The organism is Flavobacterium sediminilitoris, assembly GCF_023008245.1.
Taxonomy (GTDB): domain Bacteria; phylum Bacteroidota; class Bacteroidia; order Flavobacteriales; family Flavobacteriaceae; genus Flavobacterium; species Flavobacterium sediminilitoris.
Genome location: NZ_CP090145.1, coordinates 2,502,838 through 2,527,044 on the forward strand (window position 1 = coordinate 2,502,838; position 24,207 = coordinate 2,527,044).

General features: G+C 30.3%; 18 protein-coding genes. 13 read left to right on the forward strand and 5 right to left on the reverse strand.

What is annotated here, in order from left to right; translation table 11 throughout:
* Positions 1-36: 36 nt before the first annotated feature.
* From LXD69_RS11475 to LXD69_RS11490, 4 genes are all read right to left on the reverse strand, one after another.
* On the reverse strand, positions 37-1,707 hold the full coding sequence (locus LXD69_RS11475; protein ID WP_246915523.1) for an RluA family pseudouridine synthase: 1,671 nt from the start codon (positions 1,705-1,707) through the stop codon (positions 37-39).
* The gene (locus LXD69_RS11480) at positions 1,704-3,275 is read right to left on the reverse strand and encodes a S41 family peptidase (RefSeq protein WP_246915524.1); all 1,572 of its coding nucleotides are present in this window, start codon (positions 3,273-3,275) and stop codon (positions 1,704-1,706) included. Before LXD69_RS11480 ends, LXD69_RS11475 begins: the two co-directional genes overlap by 4 nt.
* Before the next feature lie 567 nt (positions 3,276-3,842).
* Positions 3,843-5,486: an acyl-CoA carboxylase subunit beta gene (locus LXD69_RS11485; RefSeq protein WP_246915526.1), complete on the reverse strand. Its 1,644-nt coding sequence runs from the start codon at positions 5,484-5,486 to the stop codon at positions 3,843-3,845.
* Between the two features lie 280 nt (positions 5,487-5,766).
* A complete protein-coding gene (locus LXD69_RS11490) occupies positions 5,767-6,177 on the reverse strand; it encodes a hypothetical protein (protein ID WP_045966410.1) in 411 nt (136 codons plus the stop codon).
* A gap of 354 nt (positions 6,178-6,531) precedes the next feature.
* Here LXD69_RS11490 and LXD69_RS11495 point away from each other — a divergent pair, with 354 nt between their 5' ends.
* The 13 genes from LXD69_RS11495 (at position 6,532) to LXD69_RS11565 (ending at position 22,767) form a co-directional block, all read left to right on the forward strand.
* The gene (locus LXD69_RS11495) at positions 6,532-7,050 is read left to right on the forward strand and encodes a GNAT family N-acetyltransferase (RefSeq protein WP_246915527.1); all 519 of its coding nucleotides are present in this window, start codon (positions 6,532-6,534) and stop codon (positions 7,048-7,050) included.
* Positions 7,051-7,157: 107 nt separating this feature from the next.
* Positions 7,158-7,505 (forward strand): hypothetical protein, encoded by a 348-nt coding sequence (locus LXD69_RS11500; RefSeq protein WP_045966414.1) that lies wholly within the window; start codon positions 7,158-7,160, stop codon positions 7,503-7,505.
* Between the two features lie 208 nt (positions 7,506-7,713).
* Entirely contained in the window at positions 7,714-8,220 is a 507-nt protein-coding gene (locus tag LXD69_RS11505) for a Crp/Fnr family transcriptional regulator (protein WP_246915528.1), read from the forward strand.
* A 57-nt stretch (positions 8,221-8,277) separates the two neighbouring features.
* The gene (locus LXD69_RS11510; RefSeq protein ID WP_246915529.1) at positions 8,278-8,823 is read left to right on the forward strand and encodes a DinB family protein; all 546 of its coding nucleotides are present in this window, start codon (positions 8,278-8,280) and stop codon (positions 8,821-8,823) included.
* 179 nt (positions 8,824-9,002) lie between these two features.
* On the forward strand, positions 9,003-10,679 hold the full coding sequence (locus LXD69_RS11515) for a CocE/NonD family hydrolase (protein WP_246915530.1): 1,677 nt from the start codon (positions 9,003-9,005) through the stop codon (positions 10,677-10,679).
* A 792-nt stretch (positions 10,680-11,471) separates the two neighbouring features.
* Entirely contained in the window at positions 11,472-12,680 is a 1,209-nt protein-coding gene (locus LXD69_RS11520) for a dioxygenase family protein (RefSeq protein ID WP_246915531.1), read from the forward strand.
* Between the two features lie 170 nt (positions 12,681-12,850).
* Positions 12,851-13,246, forward strand: coding sequence for a VOC family protein (locus LXD69_RS11525; protein WP_246915532.1), 396 nt, complete (start codon positions 12,851-12,853; stop codon positions 13,244-13,246).
* A 185-nt stretch (positions 13,247-13,431) separates the two neighbouring features.
* A complete protein-coding gene (locus tag LXD69_RS11530; RefSeq protein ID WP_246915533.1) occupies positions 13,432-14,220 on the forward strand; it encodes a hypothetical protein in 789 nt (262 codons plus the stop codon).
* Between the two features lie 133 nt (positions 14,221-14,353).
* A complete protein-coding gene (locus LXD69_RS11535) occupies positions 14,354-15,169 on the forward strand; it encodes a hypothetical protein (protein WP_152640780.1) in 816 nt (271 codons plus the stop codon).
* A 193-nt stretch (positions 15,170-15,362) separates the two neighbouring features.
* Positions 15,363-17,048, forward strand: a complete 1,686-nt coding sequence (locus LXD69_RS11540) for an FG-GAP-like repeat-containing protein (protein WP_246915534.1) — start codon at positions 15,363-15,365, stop codon at positions 17,046-17,048.
* Between the two features lie 360 nt (positions 17,049-17,408).
* Positions 17,409-17,885 carry a hypothetical protein gene (locus LXD69_RS11545; RefSeq protein WP_045972321.1) on the forward strand — a complete coding sequence of 159 codons (477 nt, stop codon included), beginning with the start codon at positions 17,409-17,411 and terminating at the stop codon, positions 17,883-17,885.
* Between the two features lie 184 nt (positions 17,886-18,069).
* Positions 18,070-21,873 carry a PKD domain-containing protein gene (locus LXD69_RS11560; RefSeq protein ID WP_317236293.1) on the forward strand — a complete coding sequence of 1,268 codons (3,804 nt, stop codon included), beginning with the start codon at positions 18,070-18,072 and terminating at the stop codon, positions 21,871-21,873.
* A gap of 18 nt (positions 21,874-21,891) precedes the next feature.
* Positions 21,892-22,767, forward strand: coding sequence for a PorP/SprF family type IX secretion system membrane protein (locus tag LXD69_RS11565; protein WP_082084380.1), 876 nt, complete (start codon positions 21,892-21,894; stop codon positions 22,765-22,767).
* An 83-nt stretch (positions 22,768-22,850) separates the two neighbouring features.
* On the opposite strand, the gene LXD69_RS11570 is transcribed toward LXD69_RS11565, so the two are convergent.
* On the reverse strand, positions 22,851-23,828 hold the full coding sequence (locus LXD69_RS11570; protein ID WP_045972324.1) for a phosphotransferase: 978 nt from the start codon (positions 23,826-23,828) through the stop codon (positions 22,851-22,853).
* Between the last annotated feature and the right edge of the window lie 379 nt (positions 23,829-24,207).

The window sequence follows — 24,207 nt, forward strand, 5'->3', positions numbered from 1 at the left end:
AAAAAAGTGGGTTTCAATTATCCGAAACTCACTTTTTTAAAATTCAGCATTTGCTATTATTGTCATCCTTTCTTTTAAAATAGGATGGTTAAATGTGATTTCTTCTGCATGAAGGTGCAATCTATTAGCTTTAGTTCCATATAAATCATCACCAACAATAGGAGAATTTAGTCCTAACGAATGGGATGCATGAACTCTCAATTGATGTGTTCTACCAGAAATAGGGAAGAAGTGAATACGTGTTTTTCCGTCTTTTCTTTCGATTACTTTATATTCAGTTCGGGCTTGTTTTCCATGCTCATAGCAAACTAATTGATTTGGACGATTGTCTAAATCTACTCGTAAAGGTAAATCAATAAAACCTTCATCATTTGAAACAATATTTTCTAAAATGGCTACATAGCGTTTTTTAATTGTTCGTTTAATAAATTGAGATTGTAAATCTTTATAAATATCTTCCGATTTAGCAATTAAGAGTAATCCAGAAGTAGACATATCTAAACGATGTACGATTAATGGTCCGGTTGCATTTGGATATAAATCTTTTACCCGTTGATAAACAGAATCACTTACATTTTTCCCAGGAACAGATAAAAATTCAGCAGGTTTATTTATAACAGCTAAAAAATCATCTTCAAAAACAACCGAGATATCTTTTCCTTCTGCGGGATTTTCTAAAAACGGATTATCTTCCAAAGGAATATCTTTAAGCATGTGAGCTAAGATGGGTTCACATTTACTTCTACAAGCAGGATAAAATTGCTTATGTTTTCTAACTTCTGATTTAGGCGACTGTCCCCACCAAAATTCGGCCATACTTATAGGCCTCAAGTTATGATGAAAAGCATAATGAAGTAATTTTGGTGCAGCACATTCTCCAGCACCAGCAGGTGGATTATTATTAAAAATTTCACCTACACTTTTTAGTTCTTTTGCCTGATTAAAAAAAGAATAACTATCAAATAATTGTTGTTGTAATTCTCCTGATTTTTGTTTTCTAAGTTCTTTTAAACTGTTAATCTTTGAAGTAAACTTTGCAAGTTCATTTTCTATATTTTCAGTTTGATAATTCCAGTATTTAGTCATTTTTTTTAACAGAATACTTTCTTCTTTACTTTCGTTACTTAGTTCTTTTTGAAGTATTTTAAAGTTTTCAAAATCAAGATTTTTCTCTCCTTCAATTCTTCGTTCATCTCTAAGTGTTTTTAATCTTTTAATCCTTTCTTTTTGATTTGAAATATCTTCTAAAGCTTTCTCCTTAGTTGCAATGACTTTCTTTTTTGTTACAATATATTTAGGCGTTTTTTCTAATACTTCAATTTTTCTATTAATAGCATTTAAAACTTCCTCTTCTCTTTTGAAGAAGCCATCATGTTGTAACATATCAAAAACAGGAGGAACAAAATAATCATGATGATTGTTCTCAGCTAATTTTCCTGAAAAAGCCCATAAATAGCCCAGTTTTTTACTTTCGTTTTGGCAAACTAAAACACCAAACATTTTACCAATAACTAATCCTTCTTGATTTTTATCTAATCCAAAATTATGTTGGAAATTAGTTTGCGTTTCTAAATAATTTTGCAACTCTTTCGCTGCAATAACACTTAAAGCGTGTGGTTCATAATAAAAAGGGAAAGTGAATTTTTTAGGTAAATCGTTACTATCTATCTGAGTTGGAAATGGTATGAAATGGGGAGGAAGTATCATTCTTCTAATTCTAATTTTGATTTGTTTTTGATGTCTTCTAGTATATAATTTAACTCTGGGTCATTGTTATTTAACCTATCATTTAATGATGGTATTATTGTTACATCAGGATAAATACCATGACCTATTATATCTGTTTTTTCTTGAGCATTAACATACATTAAACCAATACGCATTTTTACTTTAGAGTTAGGCAGCGTTATTTGTGGCATAAACCCAGCAACAGTTCCATTATATTCTCCACCAGTTTCTTCACCTACAAAGATAGCTCTTTTATTTGCTTTTAGCTTAGTAGACAAAATACTAGATGCAGAGAAACTACCTCCATTTATTAATACATAAACATTCCCATTAAATCTTAAATCGCTTGATTTTTTTTCTTTTGCATTTGAATTAAAGTAATAATTTCCATCTTCTTTTTTATGTACTTTGAAAAACATATAACTATAAAAGAAAGGAGAAAGAATCCCTTTAACTATAAAAGAAACTGGTTTTGAACCTTTGAAATAATCTGTTTGCAATAGACTTGTTTTTCGGGTAACTTCAGATTCATTTACAAAAGTATATGTAGAGTCAGGAGCTAAATAGCTATATAAGCTACTAATTTCGTCAATTCTACCACCAAAATTATTTCTAATATCAATAATTAAATTTTTAGTTCCTGTTTTCTTTAAAAGATTAAAATTTTCTTTATAAAAACTATTATAATTACCTATTGTGAAACTTTTAATTTTCATAATAGCAGTACAACTGTCTTTTGCTGTAAATGTTAATTCTCTATTGTATTTTTTAGTGTCTTTGTTATAGCCTAATTTACTTAATCGTCTATTTACCTTTATGAGGCTATCTCTTTGAACTTTAGTGAATTTTTCGTTTTTCTTCTTACTCGTTTTATCAGAAACAGTGTCTTTGTTAATCCTTTTTATCCAGAAAGATTTATCATTATTAAATTGAAAAGCAACACTATCTTGTATTTGATATTTAAAGGTGAAAAAAGTACCTAAACGTTGCGCAATAAATTTATCTTGAAAAGTAGTATTATAGCCATCCGAAGTAATCCACGTTTTAGCATCATTTATAAGATTTTGTACGGGCTCATTATTTATTTGAGTCAATTCATCACCTATTTTTATAGAGTCTATTTTAGATTTATTTTCTACAACATATAATTTGTTATCAAAAATTTCAAATTCAAACTGACTAAAAGAACTAATTTGTTTTTTAAGATTCTTCTGTTCTTTTTTAGAATAGCGTTTCAGTTTTGGATAAGTAAATAAATGACCTTGTCTTACTTCTGAAACAACGGGACTCAATTTTGTAAAAAAATCATAGCTTGTAAGAGGTTTTGTAATAGATGCCTTTAAACTATCAAACTTATAATCCAGTTTTTCTTTACTAATATATTGATACAACTTAGGTTGCATTTTTTGCAACTTTTTATAGGCATAATCAACATCTTTGTGTAATTGTTTTACCTTTATTTCTTTATATAAAGTTTCATTGTGTTTCTTAACAGATGTACATTGTATCAATAATAATCCTAAGGCTAATAGTATTATTTTTCTCATAAAACAGGAATTAAAGTTCTATAAAGCCGAAATTATAAGATTTTTTAGGAAACACATAATTTTTGAGTTTTAATTAACAAATAAGCGAATTAAATAACAATATTATTGTAGCTTCTAATCGTCTTATGAAGAAAAAATAAACTAATCAGTATTAAAATAATACCATTAATTAAGTATTCAATATTTTTATTTTCCGTTAAGAAACTAGCAACTATATTAAGATAAGAATTTACTAATCCAGATGAAAAAACAGTACTAAAAGTATAAAACATAAATACAATAAAAAACGACAAAAAACTATTCCAAAACTTAGTTGTTTTTTTATATTCAAATACAATCAGAAGTAAATTAGAAATTATTAAAATAGAGCCTATTGTAATGAATATATTTAAATGAAAAATTTGAATATCGGATTCTGTAATCTTCTCAAGTTCATTAAAAATTTTAGTTTGTGTTGCAATAAACAATCTCTTTCCTCCATGTACTAGAAAAAAGATAAAAAAACACCCAAATAAAATAACTCTACTATTAAATTTTAAAATAAAGTGATATGTATTCATGTATCATTTATACTTGAATAACACCTAGATTAAATGGCTTTTCAATAGGCGCATGATTAGCAGCTTCAATTCCCATAGAAATCCAAGTTCTAGTATCTAAAGGATCAATTACAGCATCTGTCCACAAGCGAGCCGCTGCGTAATAAGGAGAAACTTGAGCATCATAACGAGCTTTTATTTTATCAAACAATTCTTGTTCTACTTTTTCATCGACTGTTTTGCCTTGCTTTTTTAAAGAAGCAGCTTCAATTTGCATTAATACTTTTGCAGCCTGAGCACCACCCATAACAGCTAGTTCTGCACTAGGCCATGCAAAAATTAACCTTGGATCATAAGCTTTTCCACACATAGCATAATTTCCTGCTCCATAAGAATTTCCAACAATTACAGTAAACTTTGGTACTACCGAATTCGAAACGGCATTTACCATTTTGGCACCATCTTTAATAATTCCTCCATGTTCAGATTTACTACCTACCATAAACCCAGTAACATCTTGTAAAAAAACTAATGGAATTTTTTTCTGATTACAATTAGCAATAAAACGAGTAGCTTTATCAGCAGAATCTGAATAAATAACACCACCAAATTGCATTTCACTTGGTTTTGTTTTAGCACTTGTAGTTTTTACAATTTTACGTTGGTTAGCCACAATTCCTACAGCCCAACCATCAATGCGAGCATAACCCGTAATAATAGTTTGACCATAACCTGCTTTGTATTCATCAAATTCAGAATTATCAACTAAACGATTGATAATGTCCATCATATCATATTGTTCGTTTCGAGCTTTCGGAAGAATTCCATAAATCTCTTTAGGCTCTAAAGCCGGTTTTTGTGCTTTTACACGATTGTATCCTGCTTTGTCAAAATCACCTATTTTTCCCACAATACTTTTAATTCTATCTAAAGCATCCTTATCATCTTTTGCCTTAAAATCGGTAACTCCTGAAATTTCACAATGAGTTGTTGCTCCACCAAGAGTTTCATTGTCAATACTTTCGCCAATTGCTGCTTTCACTAAATAGCTTCCCGCAAGGAAAATACTACCTGTTTTATCCACAATTAGAGCTTCATCACTCATAATAGGTAAATAAGCACCACCAGCAACACAACTTCCCATTACGGCTGCAATTTGCGTAATTCCCATACTACTCATTACCGCATTGTTACGAAAAATACGCCCAAAATGCTCTTTGTCTGGAAAAATTTCATCTTGCATAGGTAAATATACACCAGCAGAATCCACTAAATAAATAATAGGCAATCTGTTTTCAATAGCAATTTCTTGTGCTCTTAAATTCTTTTTTCCCGTAATAGGAAACCAAGCACCTGCTTTTACTGTAGCATCATTTGCCACTACAATGCATTGCTTGCCTTGTATGTAGCCTATTTTTACTACTACACCACCAGATGGACAACCACCATGCTCTTCATACATACCATCACCTACAAAAGCTCCAATCTCAATACTCTTTGCCTTTTCATCTAATAAATAATCAATACGTTCACGTGCCGTCATTTTTCCTTCAGTATGAAGTTTATCAATGCGTTTTTGTCCACCACCTAGTTTTACCTGTGCGAAACGTTGTTTTAAATCAGAAAGGAGTAATTTATTGTGATCTTCGTTTTTGTTGAATTGTAAATCCATGAATAGTTTATGGTTTTATAGTTGTTTTCTTTAATTGGTTCGCTAAAGTACAAAAAGTAAAATCAAAAATCAATGTCAAAATCAAAGACAATTTCAAACTTTAACATAAGAATAAATTATGTTTTTACTTTAAAAAAAAGAAATCAAAAAATATTTGAGAAATAAGTAAAAAAAACATTCAGAAGAATGAGTATCACAAAATATAAAAAAAGAAAAAGCACCTTATAATATTAATTATAGAGTGCTTTTTCAAATGAATTAAGTAACCTTAATTTTGTATTTATACTTTTCTATTATTGTGCGATCTTGAAAACGAAGCTAAATGCTCTGGATCAATATTTCCATCTAAATCAATTACTTTATTAATGAAAAGCAATTCAATAATTTCCTTAAAATTTTTATTAATAAGCAATGTAGATTCAATCGTAACCTCATTTTTTGGAAACACAATTCTTATATAATCATCATTTAAAAATGAAATAGTATTATTATTATTTATTTCAATGAATATAACTTCTATAGTAGTATCCAATTTAAAAAGAGAAATCTCACTTCCTAACTTTCTTTTATCAAAATTAAAAACACTTTTGCTATCGGCTAATACTTTTCCTCTCTTTAAAATTATTTCTTGCGAATAAAGATTACAACCAATAAGAAATAGCGTAAAGAATAAAAGATAATTTTTTTTCATGGGTTAAATTTTAGTTAATATCAGAATTTCGGAGGGCAAAATTAATCCTTTTTAATAAAAAAGAAGCATTGAAAGAGCTGATTTTAAAATAAATAGAATAATATATAAAAATAAAAAACGAAGAATAATAAAAAAGAGAAAGCAATGAGTAATAATGTTTTAAAATAAAGAGTCAAGAAGTGTAAAAACTATTTAAATTTAGTTAAATAATTGTTTTTTATTTGTTTCTCAATTAAGTTAAAAATTTATAAAAAGAATGTATTTTTATGATTTATTTACAAAAATAACAAGCCAGAAACCTTATTCTTTCCTTGAAACATAAGAAAAATTGGATTTAAAATAGAATTAGTTAAGATGAATCAATATCAATTTAGAAGAGCAACACTTGTCGAAATTCCTCAAATATGGGAAATTTTACAGCAAGCCATACAAAAAAGAAAACAAGAGGACAGTAACCAATGGCAAGATGGTTACCCAAACCCAGAAGTTATTCAAAAAGATATAGAAAAAGGAGTTGGTTTTATATTGACAGATAATGAAACAATCGTTGGCTACACCGCAATATTACTAAATGACGAACCCGAATATGAAAAAATAATAGGGAAGTGGTTAACAAATACTGATTTTATAGTGTTTCACCGAGTAGCCATTTCTAAAAATCATTTAGGCAAAGGCTTAGCCAAAATAATGATGAATCACATAGAAACATTTGCATTAGAAAACAATATCTACAGTATAAAAGCCGATACTAACTTTGATAATAATGCCATGATTGCCATTTTTGAAAAATCAGGCTATGTATATTGTGGAGAAGTACATTTTAGAGGAAGTCCAAGAAGAGCGTATGAAAAAGTTTTAACAAAAACGACTTAAAATAAACTCCCTTTTCTTTAGTAGAAGCGCTAATGCTTCATGATTTAGATTTAAAATCAATTAGATTTAAAGATTATAAAAACTTTGAGAATAAAAAATAAAACTGAATGAAAGAAAGAATGGTTTTGATTTCAGCAATAATTCTGACTTTAATAGTCGAACTGATTTTAATGGTTTTGGTTTATAATAAAGTTGGTAGTGAAAGAATTCCGTCTCAAATTGTTCGTCTGACTATTCAATTGATTTTGATTACAATGATTTTAACACGGAAATCTAACGTTGCATTATTTTTATTAACAACTTATCACATTGTTTCTAGTCTGTTTGGTTTGTATTCGAAAGGGTCAACCGAATTATTAGGACAAATATTAATTGGTTTTCATTTCATAATTGGAATCATTATATACTTCCACGATTGGATTGAAAACAAGATCGGATTAAAAAACATTGAGTAATAGCCGTTTGTTAGAATTGCTAGGCCAGTTCGCACGTAGTGCTCGAGTCTCCGAAAATTCCATGAGGAGTTTTGTACTTGTAATCTTTTATTATAAATTTATGCAATTGCGACAAGTGTCAATGTATTGACCGTCAGGCTAAAAAGAACGTTTTTTTACAAATGACTATATTGATTACAAGCATGCTAAAACTCATATCCAGATAGAAATGAAAGAAATCGTTGAGCTTTCAGACAAGACAATAACCCTTGACAGAAACGAATTTCTGAAAGTAAAAGGTAGTATTGATACAAATATATATTATGTAGAAAGCGGAAGCTTGAGAATTTTTGTGTTAGACGATTATGAAGAACAAACTATTCGATTTGGATATAAAGAAAATTTAATCGTTGCTTTAGACTCTTTTCTCACAGGTAAACCTTCCAATTTATTTATTCAAGCTATTAAAAAGACCATTATAAAAGTAGTAACCAAACAGCAAATTCAAAAATTCTTAGAAACAGAAAATAATAGAAATTTATGGATGCGAATTTTGGAAGATTTAGTTCTTCAACAAATGGAACGAGAAATAGATATTTTAACGAACTCACCAAAAGAACGATATAAAAGAGTTTTAAAGCGAAGCCCACAACTTTTTCAAGAAATTCCAAACAAACATATTGCTAATTATTTAAGAATGAGTGCTGAAACCTTGTCCAGGCTAAAAAAATCTTGACTTCAATCAAGATTTATAGAAAATACTTTTTAGAACTTTGCTTAAAAATTAAAAATTATGCAATCCAAAAATTTAATAGAATCGCTTTTAGAGCAGACAAGACAAATTATAAATCAAACCGAAAAACTAAAAAACTATGATTTACAGACTTTAACGTGGAAAGAAAATGAAAATTCCTGGAGTATTTTAGAATGTTTAGAGCATTTGAACTTATATGGCGATTTTTATTTGCCACAAATAGAAAACAAAATAAAAAATTCAACTACTAAAACAGAATTTGAATTTAAAAGTGGAATTTTAGGAAATTACTTTGCAAAAAGTATGTTGCCTAAAGAAAAACTAAACAAAATGAAAACCTTTAAAGATAAAAATCCATTAAACGCTAACCTAGACAAAACGGTTATCGACCAATTTATTAAACAGCAAATCAAGTTGTTGGATTTACTTAATCAATCAAGAAATGTAAGTCTGAACAAGGTGAAAATTCAAACTTCCATCTCAAGTCTAATCAAACTAAAATTGGGAGACACTTTTCAATTTTTTGTCAATCACATAATCAGGCATCTCAACCAAATTGAAAGAATACAAACAGCAATGTTATAGCCTATGCTAGAACAATCGCTTAAATCACAACATACTGAATGTTTTGATAGTAATGATAAAATTATAGCAGATATTGCAAAAGCAACTTATGTCTTTTACACAAACAAAAATGAATAAAACTGTAACTAGTTACAAATAAGACCAACAAATACAACAACAGATAACAAATTATTTTAGTTATGAGAATTATAATCACAATGTTTAGTTTGTTGTTTTATACAACAACTTTTGCACAACAACTTAAATCAAACGACTCTATATACGTAATTCAAGACAGTGTTTTAATTCCAACAAAAAGCGGTATAGATATTTCTGCAGTAGTCGTTCGTAAAAAGACAAATAAAAAACCACTACCCGCAATTTTGTTTTATACAACTTATCATCAAGGAACAGGAGATAATATTTTCGGAAAACGTTCGGCCGACAAAGACTATGTAGGCATTGTAGCTTATGCTAGAGGCATTCGGACGAATCTGAAAGATTATGCTCCATATGAACATGAAGGAACTGACATTTACGACATTATCGACTGGATAAGCAAACAATCGTGGTGCAATGGCAGTGTAGGAATGTTTGGCGGAAGCTATACCGGTTTTTCACAATGGGCTACTGCTAAAAAACTACACCCTGCACTGAAAACAATTGTCCCACAAGTTGCAGTAATGCCTGGATATGATGCACCAATGGAAAACAATGTCCCTTTTGGAGGAATTTTAGGTTGGGCAAATGACAACATTTACAAGAATAAACCATACAGTAGAGATCTGGTTTTTGATTGGTTCAATTCTGGAGCTTCTTTTAACAGTTTAGATACTTTGGGCGGACAACCTAATCCTATATTTCAAAAATGGCTTAAGCATCCCGCTTATGACAATTATTGGCAATCAATGGTGCCAACTCCTTCAGAATATGCTAAAATAAATATCCCTGTATTATCAACAACAGGGTACTATGACGGTTCACAAATCGGTTCCATTCAGTATTTCAAACTACATACTAAACATAATAAAAATGCAAATCATTATTTTGTAATAGGACCTTATGATCATTGGGGAGGACAACGTAGACCAGCAAAAAACTTAATGGGTTATGAAATTGACAGTGTGGCTAATGTTAATATGATGAACTTAGCCTACGATTGGCTTGATTATGTACTAAAAGATAAACCAAAACCTGAACTGTTGAAAGATAAAGTGAATTATCAAGTTATGGGAACAAACGAATGGAAACATAGCTCAAAACTTGAAAAAATTAACAATGATACTTTGACTTTTTACCTTGATAAAACTAATCTAATTTCATCTAAGCCAAAGAAAAAAGGATTTCAAAAACAAACAATAGACTTTAAAGACAGAGAAAATCAAAATAATTATTATACGCCAAGCATTATTTTTGATACCCTCGATGTAAGCAATGGGTTGGTTTTCACAACAGAAACTTTTCAAAATGACTTCACGATTAATGGCTCATTTTCAGGTAATCTTTGGGCTACTATAAATAAAAGAGATATGGACGTTTCAATGGCATTATATGAACTAATGCCAGATGGGAAATACTTTTTCCTTACAAGATACGTCGGTAGAGCAAGTTTTGCAAAAGATAATACTAAAAGGCAGTTATTAAGACCAAACAAGAAAGAAAAAATACCATTTGATAATACCCGTTTCGTGAGTAAGAAAATAAACAAAGGAAGCCAACTTGTAATTTTGCTCAATATCAATAAACATCCTTTTGAAATAATCAATTATGGCTCAGGTAAACCTGTATCAGAAGAAACAATTAATGACGCAGGAAAACCACTAGAAATAAAGTGGCACAATGATAGTTATATTAAAATTCCTGTATGGAAAGATTAATCAGAAAAATAAAACCCAGTTCTAAATCTGCATTTTCAAAATATTAATGAGTAAGATAAAATTCAAAAAAATAATATGAATTTCACCGTTTTTTTAGCTGTACTGGTTGGAATAATTTTTCCAACTTACATCCTATTGACCTATAAAAGAGTAAATAAAAACATTAAGAAAAACGAAAAATACCGTTTGCTTGATTACAAACAAACGATATTCATATTCTGGGTTTTGACAATTTTGGTTTTAGCCAATTATTTTCTATACAATCAACCAACACTAAATCTATATCCCAAGTTTTCCATAATAAATATTGGACTAGCAATATTGATTTTAGCTTTCGTATATTTCTATAGACATAAAAGCAGGAATTTTAGGTTATAGAGTAAGTGAAGCGACTAAGAATAATGATATAAAAAGCCTGAACTATTAAGAAAGTATTGCCAAAATCGGAGCTGAAGTCCAAAATTTAGGTTTTTGTATTTCTATCCCGCAAAGATATTTTTTTATTTACTTTAAAATCTAACACCTAAAAGTTGAGAAATTTTGAGGTGCATATTATTAATATGGTACTGTTGTTTATAAAATGCGAACAGTAATTTCATGAGAATTGTATCGAAAACTACAAAAAAGCACTCCTTTACGAAAAACTGTAAAACAAATAAAAAAACACTAAAGGCTAAATGTTTTGGCAAACCATTTAGCCTTTAGTGCGTATAAATACGTATTGCAAGACTAAAAAGAATAGTTTAGGTTTGTAAGGAGCAAATAAAGCAAACAGGATAAAAAATGAAACAAATGAATAAAATAGGTCTATTCTTATTGCTTCTAATACTATTTATAAGTTGCAATGGACAAACAAACGCTAAAAGTCAAAATCAGAATGTATCTGAGATAGACAATAAAAAAATTATTGGAGGTGGCTGTGAAGGTTGTGAATTGATGTATGTTGAAATGCCCGAACAAATACTGCCCGAGCACACGAGTTTAGGTTGGACTGAAGGCAAACAAAAACTTATTTTGACAGGTAAAGTTTTTCAACTTGATGGGAAAACACCTGCATCTGATGTCATCATCTATTATTGGCATACAGATGATAAAGGATTGTATTCATCAAGTAACCAGACACCTAAAAAAGCAAAGGAACACGGTAAACTTCGAGGTTGGGTAAAGTCTGACAAAGATGGAAATTACACTATTAAAACTTCAAGACCAGCTGCTTATCCGAATGATAATATTCCGCAGCACATTCACTTATCTATAAAAGAACCAGACATTCCAAATGAGTATTATGCTGATCTTTATTTTGATGATGATCCATTGTATTTAAAACATAAGAAAAAGTATGGTAACCTTGACAGAGCAGGAACTGAATTGTTAAGAGTGGTTTTGGACAGTAAAATTCAAATTGCAGAGCACAACATTGTATTAGGATTAAATATTCCCGATTATCCTACTAAAAATAGAACAGACATTCAATCGGGTTTAAACATAGGTGAAGATCAGCCTTCATTTATACCATTTCACGCATATGGACCCGACAAAGGGACAAGAACTTGCCCCGTTTGTAAATATGGACGTTATCACGGGATTGTATATTTTGTTGGTGATAATCCAAATTGGGACGACATCAAAAAATGGCTTAAACAATTAGACAACGAAAGTGTAGTAAGAGAAAAGTATCTTAAAGCATATTTTGTTTATGGAAATTCGAAAAATTATAATAAGCAGACACGTCATACAGAGTTAGACAAGATAGGTAAAGAATTAGAGCTTCAAAAGATTGCTTTGACTTTTGTTCCATCATTTAGCGACACCGAAAGTGAAGCAAACCTTAATAAAATAAATCCTAATGTTGAGAACACTTTTATCATATACAGGCACAGAACAATAGTTGACAAATATGTAAATCTAAAACCGAAAGAACAAAACTTTAAACTCATAACAGAAATACTCGACAAGACAAAAGGCAATTATTTTGACTTTAACGAACCAAAACACGAATGACAGAAAGGGCGATAACAGCAGTTTTACAAAATGGCAAGTTTAGTAATATAATTAAAGTTATTTTTACAAATTAAACTTTAGTACTTAATTAAAAGTAATCGCCTTGAAATCTGCCGCTTTACCAAGCTGCAAAACGAGTAAAAAGATTATAAGAAATAAAAATTAAAAATATGAAATACGCCTATACAATACTTTATGTTGAGAGTGTGTCCGAAACAATTGAGTTTTATGAAAAAGCGTTTGGATTTAACCGAAAATTTTTGACACCTGAAAGTGATTATGGAGAATTGATTTCGGGAGAAACTACAATTGCTTTTGCTTCTATCGAATTAGGAAACTCAAACTTCAAAAGGGGATTTGAAAAAATATCAAAATCCCAAAAACCTTTTGGAGTAGAATTAGTATTTACGACTGAAAATATTGAAAAGGACTTTCAGAGCGCAATCAATTTTGGAGCAACCGAATTTGAACCAATAACCGAAAAGCCTTGGGGACAAAAAGTTGGATATTTAAGAGATAATAACGGATTTCTAATAGAGATTTGTACGCCAATGAAAACGGAATAAAACACGAGTGAAAATAAACTGAAAATAAAACCTGTTGCCTAACAGCATATATGAATTATTGCTAGTTCTAGCTTCTTTATAAAAATCCTCGTGAATTTTCTATTTGGTTTTTATTTATTAAATTAGGTGCTAGAACATGTCGCTAATTATATACAAAATCGTTAGACAACATAAAGAAAACGACATTGACAAATAGAAAAATTAACTTCAAAACCATTTGGCAAAGAGCCAAAATCAGACCAATTTTACTACTCTTTGCATTTCAAGGAATTGCATTTTCATTACTTCTTTTTCTTCCGATGGGCTTAATGATGAATTCATTAGGAGATAGTTTTCCATTTGTTGAAAACGCTGAAAAAATTCAATCTGATGGAATAAAAACTAATGCAATTCTAACTGGAATTAAAGGGATTGATAACATAACGATAAATGGAAATAATCCACAAATTTTGACTTATGAATTTGATAACAACGGACAGAAAACGGAATCAAAATTTAGTGTTTTTGAACCAGAAAAAACAGATAATTTAAAAATTGGAGATTTAATTCCAATTAAACATTTGAATAAAGAATCAATGCCTACAGAATTTGAGCAATATTCGTTTAGTATGGATTTTATGTATTACATAGCTGGAGTTGTCTTTTTAATTGGACTAATTCTTTGCTATTTTCTATACTCACGAATAAATAAAGAAATCTCATTGTATAAAACAGGTAGAATTATGGAAGGTAAAATAATTTCAATTAGCCATAATAATGGTTTCACATTTTCGAAATTTGGTTCGTCAATGGATGTGCATTATGAATATGGAAATAACGTTGCGAAATCAAGGACTAATAATTTTGCTTTGACAAATAACAAATCAATTGGAGATTCAATTAAAATTTTGGTTTCACAAGACGGAAAATCATCTTGTCTATATCCAGAATTGATTGCCAAAACTAATGGTTGGAAAGAAAATTACGTTGCCTAACACCGTATATAATTTATTGCTAGTTCTAGCTTCTTTATAAAAATCCTCGTGAATTTTCTATTTGGTTTTTATTTGCTAAATTAGGTGCTAGAACATGTCGCTAATTATATACAAAATCGTTGTACATCACCTTATGAAAAAAAACACTTTAGTAATTTTAATATGTTTTGTTATAATTATAAGTTTGGTTCTAATTTCTAATTTGTTTTTTCAGAAAAAGGAAGATATTAAAAGTATACTTTCTGCAAAAGAATTATCAAAATTTGAAAACTTCATCAAGCAAAAATTTGAAGAGGATGTATTTAATGGACATTGGAAATATTTACGAGATATTACTTATGAATATAAAGAAGGAATTTTTGAGTTTAAACAATATATTAAAGATAACAAAGGAAGAAATACTACTTCATATGAAGTATTTCAAGTTAAAATAATTGCATCTGGAAATCAAATTATATTTTATGAATTTAGCGTTCAAAAAAACAAGAAAGTTAAATATGAATGGAAAGATTCTTTTAGTTGGGAACCTTATTATGTTTCTATTGAAAAATTCAAGAATGATGAAGAATACAAAAAAATAAAAAATAATTTCAAAAAAATATTTGGATCTGATTTAAATGAAAGTGAATTATTTATGGCTGATATTGTTTATGGTGGAAGTTGTGGAGCGGGTGCAATGTATTCAAGTGAAAGAATGCAATTAAACAGTTTTGTTGATAAAAAAGACAAGATTAGTATTTTAAAATGGTTAAAATCAACAAATGCTGAAAAACAGATATATGCTGTTGAGGGGCTTCTTAAATTAAAAAAAATGGGGATAGTTCTAAATAAAACAGAATTAGGAATAATTAAATATATAACACATAAAAAAGGAACAATAAAAGTATGTAATGGCTGTATATATTCAAGTAAAGAACTAAGCGAAGTAATTAAATTATTTGAATTATAAAAGGCAAACATACAACAGTAACCGTTGTTGTGCAACCTCTTTAAAAAATTAAATCTTCATATAATTAGCTTCTCAAAAACGTAATGAAAGCTATAATAAAAACAACTAAGTAGACTACGAAAAAGTTGCACAAGCTACGTATGGTGTACTACTATTATTTAGAGTAACATTGTATTTTTAAAAAAAAGATACAATGAAGAAAAAATACTCATTATCCATTTCATTAGTTTTGATGCTGTTGCTATCAAATACTATTTACTCGCAAAACATTGTGGCTACTTCTCCAACTATGAACGCCATAAATGTACCTGTAAACGCTAATTTAACTATTACTTTTGATGCCGTTATTACACCTGTAATATTTGTTTCTGCAACTGTTACAATAATGGGATCTCAAACAGGTAGAATTTTGGGAACTTTCTCAGGAATAAATACAAACGTAATCACTTTTAATCCAAATGTAGATTTTAAACCAGGAGAAATTATTAGCATCTCTTTAAAAACTAGTACAAATAGAGTAGTAGCTAGTTTTACAACTGAGGTAAGCCCGAATAGTGCAGGAGCTTTTGATTATGGACAAAATGTAATTACTACTAATGCAAATAGAGCTTTTTCTGTGTTCTCTGCTGATTTAGATGGCGATGGAGATTTAGATGTGCTATCGGCTTCTATAGATGATAATAAAATTGCTTGGTATGAAAATGACGGAAATGGAAACTTTGGAGCCCAACAGATTATTACCACAAGTGTAGATGAGGCTTGGGGCATTTACGCTGCCGATTTAGACAATGATGGCGATATGGATGTTATATCTGCTTCGTCAAGAGACGATCGTATTGCTTGGTATGCCAATGATGGTTTGGGAAATTTTGGATCTCAACAAAATATAACAACCCGAGCTAATTTAGTAAGGAGAATCGATGTTTCAGATATAGATGGCGATGGCGATTTAGATGTAATTTCAACATCTTCTAATACAGGACATATTTATTGGTATAGAAATAACAATAATGGTAACTCTTGGACAGAAGAAATTGTTACAAGTTCGGAGGCTACTGGAAGTGCAATATATACAACAGATTTGGATAATGATGGTGATATAGATGTACTAGCTGCTTCAAATGGCTATGTTATTTGGTATGAAAATAATGGATTGGCAAACTTTAGTTCTCTTCAAAATATAAGTACATCTGGCTATAGTGTAGCAGGTATATATGCAAAAGATTTAGATGGCGATGGCTATCAGGATGTATTGGTTGCAATAACTAGCGTTGGAACAGTTTGGTACAAAAATAATGGGAATGGAACATTTGGTTCCCAACAAATTATTGCACCTCATGCGATAGCTCTTTTCTCATACGGTGTTTATGCTACTGATTTAGATGGTGATGGTGATATGGATGTAATTTCAGCCTCATCAAGTGATGATAAAGTGGCTTGGTATGCAAATGATGGAACGGGTAATTTTGGTACTCAGCAAATTATAACAACTAGTGCAGATGCAGTTCGAAACATTTATGCCGTAGATTTAGATGGAGATGGAGATATGGATATACTCTCGGCATCTGGTAGTGATAACAAGATTGCTTGGTATAAAAATGAAAATAACCCTTTAAGTTTAAATAATAATGAGCTTAAAGATAATGTGCTACTGTATCCTAATCCAGTTAAAAGCCAGATAAACATTAAAGTTGCAAATGGAGTTATTATTCAAAAAATAGAAATCTATGATCTTACTGGACGCTTAGTAAAGAAACAAAATATAGAAAATAGTTTGGAAATAATTCAGATTGATATTTTAAACTTAAAACAGGCTAATTATAATATTAAAATAACAACAGATAAAGGAATATTAACCAAAAAGCTTATTAAAATATAAAGTACTAGTAACTTGAATTAATTAGGAAGACCTTAATGCAAATAGTATTTAAGGTCTTTTTGTTTTTTATACTTTTTTAAGATACGTATGTTACGAGATAATTGCTCAACCTACGTATTTTATGGTATTTATAAATATCGGAAATTGCATTATCATTAAAGTAGCATTGTTTTTCAGAACAATATTGCGTTACCAGAAAAAGTGAATTAGTATATATATAAGAAATTATTCAAAAAGATTTTAAGAGACTAAGTTGATATTAAACCTTAATCTATAATAAATGATTGTTTAACGAATAACAACATGATACATCTTAATAAACAACAAATAAAATAACATGTAATTTAAAAATTAATAAATATGAACGATCTAAAACAAAATCCAAAACTTATTGAAGCTGGTGATGAGCTAATAAGAAAAACATTAAAAGTTAGTATGACTGATAATGAAATTGATAACTATATGCTTGAAAGAAGTAAACTATTAGACCCAATTGATGCTGAGTTAGAAATAAAAATGGTAGCAGTTGATGGTAAGTTAAAATGTAGTCCTAAAGACATGAACAAATATCCATATGTATGGGAGCATAGAGTATTTGGTTTTGGACTTATCAATTTAAAATGTGAAGGGCTACTAGGTACAGGTTATAAAAGTTGGGATAATTTTTGGAGTAATACTACCTCCATAGCACTAACTTCTGTTAATCTAGAATTTGGAATAGTAGGAATAATATTTTTCAGAAAAGATGGAATGCCTATAGGAGATTTCAGATCTGTAAACATGGGCAGTTTAGGTTTCATGGCAGGTGGTGCAGCAGGTGGTTGGGAAAGAAAATAATACTTTTTTGTAATACTATAATTAATTTCCGTATAATTTAATTAATAAGACCTTAACACTTAATACAAGAGCAGTTAAGGTTTTTTTATATCATATTATACGTATCCTACGTAATAATTACATACTCTACGTATTTTTGTAATAAAATAAATAGAATACTTTTGTAGTATAAAAAATGTTAATTATGAGTATAAAAACTACTTTAACCGCAGTATTCTTTTTCTTTTGGGGAATTGTAATACTACAAGCCCAAACCATTACGCCTCTAGGAGTTATTAATACTAGCGGTACTACTGCTAATTTAACAATAGGAAATGGTGATAATACCAGTTCAGGGAATTCATACTCTGGTAGACCAGGAAATGATGTTTACTTCTCATTTTCAACAAATGAAGAAATGGCATTAGCAATCATTTTAAATAGAGAAACTATAGGAACAGAAACGAGTATGTATTTATTAGATGCTAACAATAATCTAGTAGTAAGTACAACCACAACTCGATTAGCCTCAACCTTACCCATAGGAAATTATACTTTGATTTTAGATGCTGATGTTGGAAATACGGGTACTTTTAAAGTTACAATGAATCCTGTTATTGCAAAATTTAGTGCAAGCCCATTAGTAGGTAATTCAACACCGTATACTGTTTTTTTTACAGATCATTCTGTTTTTCCTGATACTTGGCTGTGGGATTTTGGAGACGGAGGCACTTCCACAGCTCAAAATCCAATTCATACTTATACTAGTTTTGGTGCATATACAGTAAAATTAACGATACACGATACAAATGTTGGAATCAATCATGTTATCAACAAGGTGTCATACATTAAAATTTCTGCTCCAGTAGCTGATATTGGAGGGCCAGCATCAGGGTATTTTGGTTGTGCACCTTTATCTGTCAATTTTATTGATGCATCTGTGGATAATGGAGCACCTATTATTAGTTGGCTATGGGATTTTGGAGATGGTACGACTTCTACTGATCAAAACCCTTCACACACTTACGATACTACAGGTAACTATACTGTTTCTTTAACCGTTACAGATAGTTTTGGTAATACTGATACGGATGTATTTACAAATATGGTACAAGCTATTGGAGCTAAGCCTAATTTTCAAGCTAATCAAACACTAATACAGCCAAATACAAGTGTTACTTTTACTGATTCAACTATTTTTGGGGCTCCAGCTACTGGTTGGCTATGGGATTTTGGAGATGGAAGTCCAACTTCAACTGCACAAAACCCTTCTCATACATATACTACTTCAGGAAATTATACAGTTAGTTTAACGGTATCAGATCTTGATGGTTGTTCTAGAACACTTACTAAAGCAGCTTATATTAAGGTTTTAGGTTGCCCAGAAAGTGTAACAGTAAATAATAATGCTGGGCAATGTGAAGCCAATGTAGTACTTCCAGATTTTGAAGGTTTCAGTAATGGAAATGCTATTCAACTGGATGGAACAAATGACCATATTATGGCTTCACTTCCTACTATATTTAATTCTATTGGTACAAATAATTTTACTATTGAAATGTGGGCTAATAGAACATCATCTTCTACCAGTAGATTGTTTTTTGCACAATTTGATTCGAATAATTTTGTAACTATATTAATAAACTCATTAGGTGTACCTTATATTTTTATAAGGGATAATTCCATTTTTTATAGTGTAAATACTGCAAATAGTATCCCTTTGAATCAATGGACACATTTAGCTTTTAAATGGAATGCAACTTCAAAAACAATTACTGTTCTTATTAATGGTGTTGAACTACAAAATACTGCTAGTGGTGGTTCAAGTACTTTTGGAGATAATAATCGTATGACTATTGGTTCTAGAACGGATAGTGCTCAATTTTTTAAAGGTAAAATAGATGAGGTACGAATTTGGAATCAAGAAAGAAGTAATGCAGATATTGCGGCTTCAATGAATATTTGTGTTTCAGAAACAGATGCTAATTTAGTAGCTTACTATCATTTAGATGAAGACTCTGGAAGTACTATTGTAAATGATGCAACTGGGAATGGTTATACAGGTACTTTAATCAATAGTGACACAACTACAGCTTGGGCTGATGGAATTGTTTCTTGTAACGGATATGTTACTAACGATTTTACAAACACAAATAATGCATCGGGAGTTTATCCAATAGGAAATACTACAGTAACATGGACTGCAACCAATACTATGGGAAACACAGCTACTTGTACACAATTAGTAACTGTTGTAGATAATGAAAATCCAGTGATTACTTGCCCAGCAGCTATTACAATAAACACAGATGCAGGAGAATGTACATCAACAGCTTCAATAGGTACTGCAACTGCAACCGATAATTGTGGAGTACCAACAGTAAGTAATGATGCTCCATCTTCTTTTCCAATAGGAGATACTACAGTAACCTGGACAGCAACCGATGCTACAGGAAACACAGCTACTTGTACGCAATTAGTAACTGTTGTAGATAATGAAAATCCAGTGATTACTTGTCCAGTAGCTATTACAATAAACACAGATGCAGGAGAATGTACATCAACAGCTTCAATAGGTACTGCAACTGCAACCGATAATTGTGGAGTACCAACAGTAAGTAATGATGCTCCATCTTCTTTTCCAATAGGAGATACTACAGTAACTTGGACAGCAACCGATGTTACAGGAAACACAGCTACTTGTACGCAATTAGTAACTGTTGTAGATAATGAAAATCCAGTGATTACTTGCCCAGTAGCTATTACAATAAACACAGATGCAGGAGAATGTACATCAACAGCTTCAATAGGCACTGCAACTGCAACCGATAACTGCGGAGTCCCAACAGTAAGTAATGATGCTCCATCTTCTTTTCCAATAGGAGATACTACAGTAACTTGGACAGCAACCGATGTTACAGGAAACACAGCTACTTGTACGCAATTAGTAACTGTTGTAGATAATGAAAATCCAGTGATTACTTGCCCAGTAGCTATTACAATAAACACAGATGCAGGAGAATGTACATCAACAGCTTCAATAGGCACTGCAACTGCAACCGATAACTGCGGAGTACCAACAGTAAGTAATGATGCTCCATCTTCTTTTCCAATAGGAGATACTACAGTAACCTGGACAGCAACCGATGCTACAGGAAACACAGCTACTTGTACACAAGTGATTACAGTTACAGATATAGCACTTCCTACAACAATTGCTCAAGATATAACTATTTCATTAGACACTTCGGGAAATGCAAGTATAACACCATTAATGATAGATAATGGAAGTAATGATAATTGTACAATAGCTTCGTTAACTTTAGATAGAACCACTTTTAACTGTTCAGATGTTGGAACTCCAGTTTTAGTAACACTTACAGCAATTGATGCCAGTGGAAATACGAGTAGTGCAAATGCATTTGTAACAGTAGAAGATAATGAAAGTCCAGTAGTAATTACCCAAAATATTAGTGTAGAGCTTAACAGTTCTGGAACTGTTACAATTACTCCTGAAATGATTAACAATGGAAGTTATGATGCTTGTGGTATTGCAAACATGGCATTAAGTATAACTACTTTTAATTGTCCAATACTTAATGAAGATCAGTTAGTTACATTAATAATTACGGATGTTAATGGGAATAGTAATACCGCTACTGCTTATGTGTCGTTTACTGGTTCCGATTTAGATTTAGATAATATTGCAGATTCTTGTGATACGGAATTAAATCCAGATGTTACACCAATTTTAGGTATTTCACCAAATAACGATGGAGAGAATGACACTTGGGTTATTGAAAATATTACCAATTTTCCAAAAGCAAAAATAGAAGTTTTCGACAGAAATGGTGTTGCTGTTTACAATGCTACTAATTATCAGAATAATTGGGCAGGAAATAGAAATGGATCAGGAGAATTAGTGCCAGTAGGTTCTTACTATTTTAGCATTAATATTTTTGGAGATGGATCCTTATTCATTAAAGGATGGTTATACATTAATTACTAATTGTTTATAAAAGATAAAATGAAACTATATAAAATATTTTTTTCGATATTATTCCTTTTCATCACGTCATCAAACGCAGTGGCACAGGTAGAACCAAATTATTCCCTGTATCGTTATACAACCAATTTTTTTAATCCAGCAGCTTTTGGTGTTGATGAGAAAGTGACAATAAAAACCAATTTTAGAAGCCAATTTCTAGGTATTGATAACGCTCCAGAAACACAAAGTATCAGTTTAGGAGTTCCAATAAAGGATAAAATGAATTTAGGAGCTATTGTAATAGCAGATAAAGTTTTTATTGAACGAACTACTTCTTTGTTTGCCACTTTTTCATACAAAATACAAGTAGGAGAAGCAACCGATTTATTATTTGGAATTCAAGCAGGAGGAACATTTGTAAATATTGATTTTGAGAGGCTCGGTTTACCAGTAGATCCTTTTCTTTCTCAAAATGCCAATTATTTTAACCCAAACATAGGTGCTGGTTTTTACTTAAAAAACGAAAAATATTTTGCATCATTATCTGTTCCTAGACTTTTTGAAACAGATCGTGTAGCAGATAAAAATGGAATAGTAACCCAAGCTAATAATAAAGCACAACTCTATGTAAGTGGAGGATATCATTTTAATATATCAAATGACATTAAGTTTATCCCGTCTACTTTAGTGCGTTTATCAGAGGAAGAAATAATCACAGATGCTACAGGGACTTTCGAATTCTTTAAAAAATTTGATGTAGGTGTAAATTATAGATTAGATAGAGCTATAGGCGGACTTTTATACATAACGGTAAAAAACCGACTTAAATTAGGTTACGCTTATGAATCTAACCTAAGTGATATAAATAAATATGATAACGGAACACATGAGTTTGGATTGAGCTTTGAATTTTAATAAAAGAAAAAAAGCTGTTCTTGAAATAGAGAATAGCTTTTTTAATAAATTTTAATTGATTGATATTGAATATCTAAGTTTCTTTAAGACTCATGATATTCAATCCAAGATTTCATTTTACCAATATACATTTTTAAATAATTTTCAGATAAAAAAATATTCGACCAGTCAAATCGTTGAGATTGAACGCCAAGATAGAAAATCCAAATAGCAGCACCAGCTTTAGGAATTAATAGCATTTCTTCTTTAGTTAGTTTTCTAATACTCTCATATCCATTTAAAAAAGACTTCATTTTAGATTCATATTCCTTTTTATCAGTTTCAATATGAAATAGCTGTTTGCAAAAATAAGCAACATCAAAAATTAAATAACCATTTCCACAAAAATCAAAATCAAATATGGTAACCTCATTTTGCGTTGTAATACTCATATTATCATACCAAATATCCATGTGAACAACTCCTTTTGGGATATTTTTTAATTCGTTCAAATCAAAATAGTCTTTAATTTCTATACTTTGCTTTTTTATAAATTTCATTTCCTCTAATGTTTCAGAAAAGAAAGGTTTTGCATATTCATAAGGAAGCTCAAGTAGTGTTTCTAAATTATAATGTATTCGGTTAATTTCTTTGTCAAACATTTTAGTATGAATACTTGCCATAATTGAACCAATAGAAAAACAAGTTTCGTTATTTATAAACCTAACCTTATTTCCCTCTGCAAAGGAAAAAAGAACAAGATATCGAGTTCCTTCAGGCGCATTTATTTCTTGAATATACTCTCCCTTTTTATCTGCAATAGGATAAGAAATGTTGATAGCATGCTCTTTTAATACATTTAATACGTTAATTTCTGCAAGAATTTCCGATTTAGAACGCCACTTGTAGCTATAAACGCGTGCAACATATTTTATTTCATTTTCCGTAATAAAATAAGTATGATTAATTCCTGTTCTAAACAACTCACAAGAGCCGTTTTTATTTAGATTGTATTTTTCTATGATGAATAAGCCTAATTCTTTTGCCGAAAGAGTAGAAGATGTAACAGGAAATGCAGTCATTTTTTTCTGAAATTAATATTTTCATTGCAAAAATAGGGATATAAAATAGGCTTAACATAATTAATTCTTAATCTTGTTATCCTGTGAAGCATCTTGTTTGTATTTTTAAAACATGTTATTAATTATAAGTTTTAGAGCCATCGACTCGGTTAATAGTATAGAGGCAAGGTTTTAATTCACACATTACAGCACATCACGAAGAAAAAGAGTCGCAGATTTAATATAATATTGTTTTCTATTACACCCTAGAAAACATGTAATTCAAATTTTTTGCATTATAATAATAAGTTTGTATTTTAATTATTAATTATCCACAATTAATAATTAAAAAAGAGCCATTACAAGTAGAAACACATTGCCATGCGTCTCTGTTTTGTTG

What these genes read in the sequence shown, in the direction of transcription:
- LXD69_RS11475 (WP_246915523.1), bottom strand. Translation starts at nt 1,707, where the DNA reads ATGATACTTCCTCCCCATTTCATACCATTTCCAACTCAGATAGATAGT.
- LXD69_RS11480 (WP_246915524.1), bottom strand. Translation starts at nt 3,275, where the DNA reads ATGAGAAAAATAATACTATTAGCCTTAGGATTATTATTGATACAATGT.
- LXD69_RS11485 (WP_246915526.1), bottom strand. Translation starts at nt 5,486, where the DNA reads ATGGATTTACAATTCAACAAAAACGAAGATCACAATAAATTACTCCTT.
- LXD69_RS11490 (WP_045966410.1), bottom strand. Translation starts at nt 6,177, where the DNA reads ATGAAAAAAAATTATCTTTTATTCTTTACGCTATTTCTTATTGGTTGT.
- LXD69_RS11495 (WP_246915527.1), top strand. Translation starts at nt 6,532, where the DNA reads ATGAATCAATATCAATTTAGAAGAGCAACACTTGTCGAAATTCCTCAA.
- LXD69_RS11500 (WP_045966414.1), top strand. Translation starts at nt 7,158, where the DNA reads ATGAAAGAAAGAATGGTTTTGATTTCAGCAATAATTCTGACTTTAATA.
- LXD69_RS11505 (WP_246915528.1), top strand. Translation starts at nt 7,714, where the DNA reads ATGAAAGAAATCGTTGAGCTTTCAGACAAGACAATAACCCTTGACAGA.
- LXD69_RS11510 (WP_246915529.1), top strand. Translation starts at nt 8,278, where the DNA reads ATGCAATCCAAAAATTTAATAGAATCGCTTTTAGAGCAGACAAGACAA.
- LXD69_RS11515 (WP_246915530.1), top strand. Translation starts at nt 9,003, where the DNA reads ATGAGAATTATAATCACAATGTTTAGTTTGTTGTTTTATACAACAACT.
- LXD69_RS11520 (WP_246915531.1), top strand. Translation starts at nt 11,472, where the DNA reads ATGAATAAAATAGGTCTATTCTTATTGCTTCTAATACTATTTATAAGT.
- LXD69_RS11525 (WP_246915532.1), top strand. Translation starts at nt 12,851, where the DNA reads ATGAAATACGCCTATACAATACTTTATGTTGAGAGTGTGTCCGAAACA.
- LXD69_RS11535 (WP_152640780.1), top strand. Translation starts at nt 14,354, where the DNA reads ATGAAAAAAAACACTTTAGTAATTTTAATATGTTTTGTTATAATTATA.
- LXD69_RS11540 (WP_246915534.1), top strand. Translation starts at nt 15,363, where the DNA reads ATGAAGAAAAAATACTCATTATCCATTTCATTAGTTTTGATGCTGTTG.
- LXD69_RS11545 (WP_045972321.1), top strand. Translation starts at nt 17,409, where the DNA reads ATGAACGATCTAAAACAAAATCCAAAACTTATTGAAGCTGGTGATGAG.
- LXD69_RS11560 (WP_317236293.1), top strand. Translation starts at nt 18,070, where the DNA reads ATGAGTATAAAAACTACTTTAACCGCAGTATTCTTTTTCTTTTGGGGA.
- LXD69_RS11565 (WP_082084380.1), top strand. Translation starts at nt 21,892, where the DNA reads ATGAAACTATATAAAATATTTTTTTCGATATTATTCCTTTTCATCACG.
- LXD69_RS11570 (WP_045972324.1), bottom strand. Translation starts at nt 23,828, where the DNA reads ATGACTGCATTTCCTGTTACATCTTCTACTCTTTCGGCAAAAGAATTA.